The sequence below is a fragment of the Methylophaga sp. UBA2689 genome, assembly GCA_002354555.1.
GTDB lineage: Bacteria > Pseudomonadota > Gammaproteobacteria > Nitrosococcales > Methylophagaceae > Methylophaga.
Window position 1 is genome coordinate 1 of record DELT01000099.1, and the last position, 10,550, is coordinate 10,550.

11 protein-coding genes, 1 tRNA gene and 1 pseudogene are annotated in these 10,550 nt (G+C 44.1%); 3 read left to right on the forward strand and 10 right to left on the reverse strand.

Features of this window, described 5'->3' with window-relative positions:
- A pseudogene (locus B3M51_RS12210) lies at positions 1-303 on the forward strand (DNA repair protein RecN); the annotation flags it as partial.
- On the opposite strand, the gene fur reads toward B3M51_RS12210, so the two are convergent.
- Positions 304-732, reverse strand: a complete 429-nt coding sequence (fur, locus tag B3M51_RS12215) for a ferric iron uptake transcriptional regulator (RefSeq protein WP_413466493.1) — start codon at positions 730-732, stop codon at positions 304-306.
- Positions 733-803: 71 nt separating this feature from the next.
- Here fur and B3M51_RS12220 point away from each other — a divergent pair, with 71 nt between their 5' ends.
- On the forward strand, positions 804-1,382 hold the full coding sequence (locus B3M51_RS12220; protein WP_292759570.1) for an outer membrane protein assembly factor BamE: 579 nt from the start codon (positions 804-806) through the stop codon (positions 1,380-1,382).
- A gap of 11 nt (positions 1,383-1,393) precedes the next feature.
- Here B3M51_RS12220 and B3M51_RS12225 read toward each other — a convergent pair whose 3' ends face one another.
- From B3M51_RS12225 to B3M51_RS12245, 5 genes are all read right to left on the reverse strand, one after another.
- On the reverse strand, positions 1,394-2,023 hold the full coding sequence (locus tag B3M51_RS12225; protein ID WP_292479473.1) for a carbonic anhydrase: 630 nt from the start codon (positions 2,021-2,023) through the stop codon (positions 1,394-1,396).
- A gap of 9 nt (positions 2,024-2,032) precedes the next feature.
- Positions 2,033-2,668 carry an MBL fold metallo-hydrolase gene (locus tag B3M51_RS12230; RefSeq protein ID WP_292759572.1) on the reverse strand — a complete coding sequence of 212 codons (636 nt, stop codon included), beginning with the start codon at positions 2,666-2,668 and terminating at the stop codon, positions 2,033-2,035.
- Positions 2,669-2,741: 73 nt separating this feature from the next.
- Positions 2,742-3,869, reverse strand: coding sequence for a hypothetical protein (locus B3M51_RS12235; RefSeq protein ID WP_292759574.1), 1,128 nt, complete (start codon positions 3,867-3,869; stop codon positions 2,742-2,744).
- Positions 3,870-4,072: 203 nt separating this feature from the next.
- Positions 4,073-4,489 carry a hypothetical protein gene (locus B3M51_RS12240; RefSeq protein WP_292759576.1) on the reverse strand — a complete coding sequence of 139 codons (417 nt, stop codon included), beginning with the start codon at positions 4,487-4,489 and terminating at the stop codon, positions 4,073-4,075.
- Between the two features lie 72 nt (positions 4,490-4,561).
- A complete protein-coding gene (locus tag B3M51_RS12245) occupies positions 4,562-6,955 on the reverse strand; it encodes a Lon protease family protein (protein WP_292759578.1) in 2,394 nt (797 codons plus the stop codon).
- An 82-nt stretch (positions 6,956-7,037) separates the two neighbouring features.
- Between B3M51_RS12245 and B3M51_RS12250 the strand changes: the two genes are divergently transcribed.
- On the forward strand, positions 7,038-7,343 hold the full coding sequence (locus B3M51_RS12250; protein WP_292479478.1) for a PilZ domain-containing protein: 306 nt from the start codon (positions 7,038-7,040) through the stop codon (positions 7,341-7,343).
- 7 nt (positions 7,344-7,350) lie between these two features.
- Here the strand turns inward: B3M51_RS12250 and coq7 are convergent, their stop codons facing one another.
- From coq7 to B3M51_RS12270, 4 genes are all read right to left on the reverse strand, one after another.
- Entirely contained in the window at positions 7,351-7,995 is a 645-nt protein-coding gene (gene coq7, locus B3M51_RS12255) for a 2-polyprenyl-3-methyl-6-methoxy-1,4-benzoquinone monooxygenase (protein ID WP_292479479.1), read from the reverse strand.
- An 18-nt stretch (positions 7,996-8,013) separates the two neighbouring features.
- Entirely contained in the window at positions 8,014-9,084 is a 1,071-nt protein-coding gene (locus tag B3M51_RS12260; protein WP_292479480.1) for a GGDEF domain-containing protein, read from the reverse strand.
- An 82-nt stretch (positions 9,085-9,166) separates the two neighbouring features.
- Positions 9,167-10,120 carry a chemotaxis protein gene (locus B3M51_RS12265; protein ID WP_292479481.1) on the reverse strand — a complete coding sequence of 318 codons (954 nt, stop codon included), beginning with the start codon at positions 10,118-10,120 and terminating at the stop codon, positions 9,167-9,169.
- Positions 10,121-10,328: 208 nt separating this feature from the next.
- Positions 10,329-10,415, reverse strand: a tRNA-Leu gene (locus tag B3M51_RS12270).
- Positions 10,416-10,550: the final 135 nt, after the last annotated feature.

Here is a 10,550-nt window from a genome sequence, read left to right on the forward strand (position 1 = left end):
ATATTTGATGAAGTTGATGTGGGAATAGGTGGCGGCGTTGCTGAAATTGTTGGCCAACATCTCAAATTACTGGCATCAAGCCAGCAGGTGATCTGTATTACCCATTTGCCTCAAGTCGCGGCACAAGCTCATCAGCAACTACAGGTCACAAAGATTCTGGGTAAAGATAAAACCCATACTGAAATTAACGAGCTTCATCGTGAACAACGCATTGAGGAAATTGCCCGGATGTTAGGCGGAATGAACCTGACCCAGAAAACTCGTTCACATGCTGAAGAGATGCTGGATCAGGGACAAAACTGATTAGCGTTCTTTTTTGCAGTCTTCGCGGTTGCAAATGCCATAGATATAAAGGCTGTGATCGGTCATTTCAAACCCATTCGCCTTGGCAATCTCTCTTTGCCGCTCTTCAATCACTTCATCATAAAACTCGATAATGCGATTACATTTCACACAGAACAAATGATCATGATGCTCGCCATCTTCCAGTTCAAAGACCGCATGTCCACCATCAATATTTAATCGTGAAACCAGCCCTGCACCTTCAAACTGAGTAAGCACCCGGTAAACAGTTGCCAGTCCGATTTCCTCTCCCATTTCCAGCAAAGCCTTATAGACATCTTCAGCGCTTAGATGGCGTTGTTTGGAGTGTTCAAGAATCTCCAGCACCTTTAAACGTGGCAGAGTAATTTTCAATCCCGCTTTTCTTAAATCTTGTCTTTCCATTATTATTGTTGCCTCGTAGAATAGTTACGAATAGCGTATCATCGCACTTTGGTCATCAACACAGAAACAAATACTAAATGAAAAGCCTGCTTATTTATAGCCTTTCCTTGGTTATTCTCACTCTCAGCGCCTGTAGCAAAGACAAAATTCCTGGTGTTTATCGAATTGATATTCAACAAGGCAACCAGGTTACACAGGAAATGCTGAGTAAGCTTGAACCTGGCATGACTAAAAGTCAGGTATCTTTTGTGATGGGAACACCGATGTTAATTGATGTATTCCATCCGAATCGCTGGGATTATATTTACAGTTTCCACCCCGGAAACGGTTCACGCGAGCAGCGTCGAATCACCTTGTACTTTGATGAGGCAGAAACGCTTGACTACATTGATGGCAATACCCAGATTGTTGAAAACATCCAATTAACGGAAGAACAGCGCACTGATACCAATGTTGTGGTTCCCTTAAACGAGAAAGAAACCGGTTTCTTCAACAGCATATTTAATGTGTTCGGTCTGGGCGAAGATGAAGTAGAAATTATCGAAGACGATAACGAAACTGATGCAGCTAAGAAAAAGCAGAAAGAAGCACTGCCGGAAAACTCAGATGACTCAATGGGTACTCAACCTGCAGGTCAGCTCCCAGATATTCAGTAAGTCCTTAAACGCTATTCCTGAACCGGTTCAAACTGGCCGGTTTGGGAATTAAAACAAAGCAACTCTCCTGCTGCCAAGTCAAAATACCAGCCGTGTAAAGTCAACCGACCCTCTTCTACCCGTTGCTGAACACATTCAAAACTCATCAAGTTATCCAGCGATACCAGCACTGCACGTTGTTCACAAGCCTTTAACTGACTGGCCTCGTCACCATCAGCGTGGGATTTCACCCAGTCCTTTGCCGGTTGAGCAATTGAAACCCACTGATGGATGAATTTCGAGTTTTGTTGCCCATCATCATCCCACAGAGCACGTATACCACCACAATTGGCATGCCCCATTACAATAATGTTCTCTACTTCAAGATTATTAACGGCAAATTCAAGTGCTGAGCTGGTGCCATGATGCAATCCATCATGTTCACACGGTGGCACCAGATTGGCGACATTTCTGACAGTAAATAAATCACCAGGATCACAATCTGTCAAAATCGCCGGATCAACTCGGGAATCACAACAGCCAACCATTAAGGTTTTGGCCGGCTGCCCCGTTTTCATACTGGCATAAAGACGGCTGTCCTGACCAAAATACTGTTTTTTAAAACGCTGAAAACCTTCAATTAATCTATCTGTATTAGCCATTGTTTATGCTTATCTCAAAAACGTTAAAAAAGGGTTATGTTGTTTCTCACGGGAAATAGTTGTGACCGGTCCATGACCACTATGCACTCGCAAATGCCCCGGTAATTGCATTAACCGTTGTAAGCTTTGCTGCATTATAGCCGGATTACCCATGGGTAGATCAGTGCGTCCAACGCTGCCAGAGAATAATGTGTCACCTACAAAAATATCCTGATCATCATAATAGCAACCCTGCCCTGGAGTATGCCCCGGGGTCGATATAAATTTCAGTTTGGAATTTCCCAGCTGAATTTCATCGCCATCATCGACAAAATGGTCAATTCGTCCACATGGGCGATTAAACGCTGGCTCACCAAACCAATCTCCCTGTATTGGTAACGTCTCAAATAATGGGACTTCTTTTCGCGGCAGGTAGGTCGGCACATCAAATTGTGATTGTAAGGCGACCAAGCCTCCTGCATGGTCAAGGTGGCCATGTGTTAGCAATATCATCTGTATGCGAGGACGTGGCTTGATAGACAGTAACTTTTGCACTAATTCATCTGTTTCGCCGGTATCAATTATAGCTGCATCACCAGTCGTCTCATCCTCAATTAAATAGGTATTGACCTGAAATGCACCAACGGTAAAGCAGGTGATTTTCATCCTCTATGATTCTCCCAAAAAAAAACAGCTGGTCGGTTAAACCAGCTGTTTTAATAATGACATTTAAGACGTGTTATTTATCTTTGTTTTTCTGCGCTTCGCGCGCTAAACGCATATTGTTTTCAAACCAATCACGTTTAATTTTTTGGGTACGAGCCAGATTGATATTGGCTTCGTACCATTTCTGCTTGATATCTGCATGCGGATCGGGATGCAGATTCGCCTCGTACCATTTTTTATGGCTTTCACGAGCGGCTTGCAGATTGGCTTCGTACCATTTTTTATCACTGGCAGTCTGCTCATCACTGAATTCATACCAATGTTTATTGGTTGGTGTCTGATCCAGGTTGGCTTCATACCATTTACTGTGTTGCTCACGGAATTTGGCCAAATTAGCTTCTTGGAAGCGTTTTTTCCAATCTGTATCGCCCGCTTCTTTAAACTCATACCAGTGAGTAGTAGTAGGTGTATTGTCCAAATTGGCTTCATACCAGTGACGATTTGCTCTAACCGTTTCTACTGCTGTGCGTAAGTTGGCCTCATACCATTTTTTCTTGGTATCCAGATGATCCACCATATTGGCTTCATACCAATGCGTATCACGCTGTTGTGCAGGACGCTGATTGGCTTCATACCATTTGGCATTTTCACGTGCGACCTTGGTGTTATAAGCAAACCAATCACGTTTGATTTGTTGAGTACGTACCAGACTGATATTAGCTTCGTACCATTTCTTTTTGATATCAGCATGTGGATCGGGATGTAAATTGGCTTCATACCATTTTTGATGGCTTTCCCGAGCCGCTTGCAGATTGGCTTCATACCATTTTTTATCACTGGCAGTTTGTTCATCACTAAACTCATACCAGTGTTTATCCGTTGGCGACTGATCCAGATTGGCTTCATACCATTTGCTGTGCTGCTCGCGGAATTTTGCCAGGTTGGCCTGTTGCCAGCGTTTTTTCAAATCACTGTATTGTGAATCGGCAAATTCATACCAGTGGGTTTGCGTAGGCGTGTTGTCCAGGTTCGCTTCGTACCAATGGCGGTTTGCCCGCACTGCTTCAATAGCAGTACGTAAATTGGCTTCATACCATTTTTTCTTGGTATCAAGATGCTTCACCATGTTCGCTTCATACCACGGACGTTCAGAATGCTTTACAGGATTCTGTGCCGCTTTGTACCAAGGCAGTTTTTTCATTTTATCTCTCACTGCGTTTGCGGATTGCAACTTAGCTTTAATGCTATCAACTGTTGCGTGATTGCTCTCGTACCACTTTGTTTTAATATCTATTGTGCTACTCATTGCGTTTACCTCTTTGGGTAGTTTTACAAGTTGATACTACCCCAGAAGTGAAGCCTACTACAAGTAAAACCATGCGATGAGAGAGCGAAAAAATCTATTTATTCAAAGCAATGTTTTTCAGCTTTTACCCGCTGTAACATAGCTATTTTCTGTTCCACCTGCTGTGAACGTCTGGCTTCTTTTTCATCCACCAGAGAAGAATATCCCAGGTAGGCCAGGCCCAACCATCCCTCAACAATCGGGATCGTATCAAAAGCAATTAATGTCGCAGCGAGTTTATTGCTGCCATCATTATAAAAGCCGGGCTTGTAACTGTAACGATAGGGATGAAGCTGATTGATCGCACCATCAATTTCAACGCAGCTGTGTTTGCGAATTTCATCGGTAATTTCAACTACCGGCGGTTCATAATAAATTGGCTCCGTGGGCACGGGTACAGGTGTTAACGCCTGTACTGGTAACACCATAAAACCAAACATCAAACCTAATGACTTGAGAAAAAATTGATTTTTCATAACTAAGATACCTATACAATTCTTGCTTGTTTGCCTGTAGAGGTTAACGGCTGGCCTGACCGTAACTATAGCCTAATCATTTGCTTCATGACTGCTGTCTTTATCATGCTTGTGTAGTTCCGCCCAATTGGCCAGCCTTGCCGCGACAGCGCCATTAAAACTGTTCTCAGGATAATTACCATGTTCATCTGCAGCGCCAGCCTCATATTCACTCAGCACGTTGATAGCATCACTGATGTCATCAACAGCATAAATATGAAAAAGACCATTCTCAACGGATTGTCGGACTTCGGGTTTTAGCATCAGATGCTGCATGTTACTGCGGGGAATAATCACACCCTGTGTACCGGTCATTCCCACCAGACAACAGACATCATAAAAGCCCTCAATCTTTTCATTGACGCCACCGATAGCCTGAACATGCCCGAACTGATTCATTGATCCGGTAATCGCGATAGACTGCTTGAGTGGGATTCTGGCAATAGAAGATAATAAAGCACACAGTTCAGCAACCGTTGCACTATCGCCATCGATCTCACCGTAATTCTGTTCAAATACAATACTGGCAGCCATTGATAGCGGTTTATCTGCCGCATAAAAAGAACCCAGATAAGCAGCCAGAATCATCACGCCTTTTGCATGCAGGTTGCCCCCGAGCTCCACTTCCCTTTCAATATCTATAATCGCATCATCACCATATCGACAACTCGCAGTGATGCGGGTAGGTTCGCCAAAATGAAAACTGCCGATACTTAATACCGATAAGCCATTGACCTGACCGATACGCTTGCCATTCACATCCAGTTGAATAATCTGCCGCTGGATTTGCTGATACACCACTGAACGAACGCGATCCACCCGTCTAAGACGCTGTTGCCAGGCGTGATTCACCGCATCAGCAGTAATCTCAGTCTGTTGGTATTTGCGAGTCCAATAGGCGGCTTCACGTAACAGATCAGTCATATCGGCAATATGCAACGACATCTGTTGACCATCATTAATGGATCTCGCGGCATATTCGATCATTAATGCCACTGCCCCCTGTTGCAAAGCGGGCAAATGCTCATTCATTGCAGTAGAAGCAATCAATTTCGCCATTTGCATATGTGTTTCGGCGGTACGCGGTAATTCATCTTCCAAGTCAGCCAGCACTTTAAATAAACCGGCAAACTCGGGATCCAATTCATAAAGCTGATAATAAAGATCCCGGTTACCCAGGAGAATCACTTTAGCTGAAAGCGGGATTGGTTCGGGTTCAAGTGAAACTGTTGCCACCAGGCTATAAGTTCGTTCAAGGTTTTCCAGAGGAATTTCGGAAGCCTTTAACGCGGCCTTCAAACCTTCCCAGGCAAAAGGCTGTTCCAAAAGCTTTTCAGCATCAACAATTAAAAAGCCGCCATTGGCACGATGTAATGCTCCCGCCTTAATCAACGTAAAGTCAGTCACCAGTGCGCCCATCATCGCCATGTTTTCAACACAGCCCAATAAATTCTGATGGTTTGGTTGATTGAGGTACACCACCGGTGCTCCATGTACATCGGCATTATCCACAATCAGGTTAATCTGATAGCGCTTCAGACAGTTATCAACATTGACATCCTCCTGCCGCTCTTCATTTTTGAGGAACATCTCGATATTCCGCTGAATATCAAATTGCATGTCATCAAAATAATTCTGTAACGCCTCGGATTTTGGATAGGCATGGCGTAAAAAATCGATTTGCCGGGTAATAACCTCTAATGCAACCTGGTCATTCAGCGCGGTAATCTTATTTACCGTGTCATGTTCCCATTCGTGAATTTCAATCAGGGTATCCTGCATTGACACCTGCAATTTCGCGATAGCCTCTTCCGTTTCCATTTTCTTGGCATAGGGTAGATCTTCAAAATCTTCGCCTGATAAAGGCTCCCCTTCTTGCTGAGCGGCAAAAGCGTAGCTGCCGTCTTCCATCCTGAGTAATACGACACCCTGTTTATCCGCTTCAGTCTGTAGCGCACCAAACAAGCGTACCCGATGCTGGCGACTGGCTTCTTCAATTGCCCGCACTCTTCCCCGATAATATTCGTCATCAAAAGCATGAGGTAATTGTTGCTGTAGCGCTTTAATAACCCGCTCGATATCCAGTTTTAACTGCGCACCTTCACCAGCGGGTAATGACAATGATTTAGGCTGTTGAGGTAAATCAAAATTATGTAAATAAGCCCAATCTTCTGCATCAGGCCGATTTGCACTGTGTTTGGTGAGATATTCGCTGACCAGTGATTTTTTACCCATGCCGGCCTCCCCCATCACATACAGGTTATAGCCATCTGCTTGAATATTCGCAGCAAATTCAATTGCTTCGCGGGCTCTATCCTGGCCAATCAAGCCTGTTAAAGGCTCCACTGTAGCGGTTGTTTTGAAGGGTAGATCAGCTGGATTGCAGCCGTGATAAAGTTGTGACGCGTTTAGTTGAGTTACAGACATGGATATCTCTGGACGAATGAACAGAACTTAGCTTAGGCTAGGGACATCTGATAGGCAACTGCATCTATAAGGGATAAAAATTATGGCAGGTCAGGATTTTGAAGAAAAACGCAATTATTTCCGAATGCGCGTCAACGGTCCGGTACAAATAAAACGTCCAGATTCCACAGAAAGTTTTCATGCAGAAGGACTCGATTTAAGCGCCAGCGGTTTGAGTTTGATAGCGGATGAAATGGTTAGCGAGGGGGAAATACTGGATATAAGTATTAAAAGTCATAATCCGGAGCTGGCTGATTTTGTTGCACAGGCTGAAGTGGTCAGAGTTGAACCTTCCGACGAACAAGCTGGACGTTTCAACATTTCATTGAAGTTTACGACAATCTATTGAGATCAGCTTACAACCAGTAACTGCTACGGGTCATCACTTTCGACATTGGCTGCATGATTTTCTGCACCAGCCAGGGTAATTGAGCGCCGCCGGCCGCTAACGCAGTTTGCTGGTGATGACTTTCATCTTCACGCATTTGCGCCAAAATTGAACGACTGCGCAAATCCGCATCACTCATTTTGTCGAGATGCTCATCCAGATGTTCTATAACCTGTTTTTCAGTTTCGGCAACAAATCCCAGACTCCATTTATCACCGATTTTTCCTGCTACAGCCCCAATCACGAAAGAACCGACATACCACAATGGATTTAACAGGCTGGTTCGGCCCTCCAGTTCATCAATACGTTTTTCGCACCATAACAAATGGTCGTTTTCTTCAGCGGCTGCCTGACGCATTGATTCGCGGACATTGGTCAGTTCCGCTGTTAATGCCTGTCCCTGATACAAGGCCTGGGCTGATACTTCACCCGCATGATTCACCCGCATTAAAGCAACTGATTGCCGACGTTCATTATCAGTAAGGGTTGTTTCTTCTATATTTCTTGCCGGGTTTTCTCTGCCACTCGATGGTGGAGTACCAGCCAGAGTAGTTAATGCTTTATCCAGTTCAATAATAATTTTGTCTGCCAATAACAGATTGCGGAAGCTCATATTTTTCCTGGGATTTCTTTAAAATAATTCAACGTCGGAGCTCGCTATTTTCTTCGGCTCGCTAATTTTACCTTCGGCCACGAGGGTATGGTAATTTTGTACTTGATTTCGACCTTCATTTTTTGCGCTATACAGCGCCTCATCTGCCTGTCCAATAACATCAGTTGGCGATAATTGTGCCGAAACTTCCACAAAACCAATACTGACTGTGACCTGACCAAGCTGAGGAAAGTTATGCTCGGCCACTACCCTGCGTATTCTTTCAAAAGCCTGCATCGCATCCGTTTCATTTGCAGCTTTGAGTAACACCACAAACTCCTCGCCACCAAAACGATAAATCAGATCATCATCGCGGATAACACCAGAAGTCATCAGCCTGGCGACCAGAATGATAACTTCATCACCATATAAATGGCCGTAGGTATCATTGATGGTTTTAAACTTATCAATATCCACAACGCCCAACCAATGCTTAATAGCATAGCGACGGCGTCGCGAGTCATTGGGTGAAGCCATCAGTTTATTGAGTTCACTGCTCTGATTGACCAGAATCTTGGTTATCTGTTCATCCAGCGTTTCCCGATTATATAAACCGGTTAATTTGTCACGTTGAGATTTATCAATCAGCGCCAGATAATTGGCATACACCCTGAGAATTCCATGGACCAGTCGTTGGTCAATGCTAGACGGTAATTCCTGGCAATGGTGAACCAGGCTGGCGAATATCTCACCATGTGAATCATAAGCCGGATATATTACATTCCAGCCAGTATCTTCAGCAGGCCGGTAAGAGACAATATCTTCCTTATCAATCGCTTCAGTCATTGCAGCTGTAAGCTCATCCGCCGTTTCCTGATTCAATTTTGGATGCTGTTCAGAAGATGAAATGACATCATTTACACAAAAAGCCAGCAGGCTGATATCGTGCATCAGATCATGGCGTCTGATTCTAAATAAACGTAGTGACTGTGCCGGAAACAATTCATTCAGCGTTTTGAGCAGACTTTTTTCCAGCACCTGCCGATCGTGATGTCGGGTAATTTCGGCCAGATTGTCGACAATTCGTATACTGCTATGACGATGTTGCATTATTTGTTGCCTTCAACAGTTCGGATAATCGAAAAGACTCATTTATGCTGTTCCAACAGCCCTCAATTTTAAAATGATAAAACTAATGAGTACTTTCAATAAAACCACGAATGGTTGCAGCTAATTCACGTGGTTGAAATTTTGATACATAGGCATCTGATCCTACTCCCCGGCCCATTGCCTGATTCGCAACAGCCGTCAGGGAAGAATGCATAATCACCGGTAAATGCGCCAGGCGGGGATCCGCTTTGATTTTTTGTGTCAGTACATAGCCGTCCATCTCCGGCATTTCCACATCGGTTAGCACCACTTGAATTTCCGTCGTAATGTTCCGGTTTTCCTGTTCACATTGGGTTGCCAGTTTATCGAGCGTTTTCCAGGCCAATGCACCATTCACTACCCCTACGTGGCTGACGCCCAATTTATCCAATGTCTGAGTAATCTGTTTGCGAGCAACATTTGAATCATCGGCATATAACACTTTGTATTTTTTACCGTTTTCAATTTTTTCAATGCCTTCAAAAGCATTCTCATCATAAAAGTCACCGGTATCAGCCAGTACCTTTTCCACGTCCATGATCATGACCAGACGTTTGTCCTGTAATTCAGCCACGGCAGTGACCAGCCCCCCCAGTCGTTTGGAAATCAATGGAGGTGGTTCTTTAACCTGCTGCCAGCTTAGTCGTTGGATTGTATCAACTGAGGTCACCAGAAATCCCTGAACATGGGTGTTATACTCGGTGATCATCAGGATTTTTGGGGTTTCGTGAGATTTTAATTTACAAAATTTTTGCAAATTTATTATAGGCACCATATCGCCACGCAGGCTTACAAAACCTTCAATGCCATCAGGCATTTCAGGGGCGCCGGTGATTTCAGGGACATTAAGCACTTCACGAACTTTAAACACATTTATACCGAACAATTCATTTCGTCCGGTATCATCATTGGTACCAAGACTGAATAGCAACACTTCAAGGTGATTTGTGCCTGCTAGTTTGGTACGCTCATCAATCGAGTCAATAAAAGTTGCCATGTCCATTCTCACTGTGCAAAGGCTGATTTTCCGTTAGGCACACTGGTAATGTACCTGACACGGTATGTTAAGTTGCACAATATCGTAACCTTAAAACAGGTTCAATAGCATTAATAATCAGAATGTGGAAATGTGGAAAGAGAAAGATTCACCTGAAAGGACCAATAGCAGTTAAAATGGTCTGGTGACAATAGAGAAAAATTCGGAATGGTGCCCAGGGGGAGACTCGAACTCCCACGTACATACGTACACTAGCACCTGAAGCTAGCGCGTCTACCAATTCCGCCACCTGGGCAAGAAGACGCGCATCATATAGATCGAGATAAAAACTGTCAATGACTGAACAAAACATAACTGACCCTTTTGAGGGTCGTGAAGCCGAGAAATACGATAATCCCATCCCTAGCCGTGAATTTATTCTCGAGCTCCT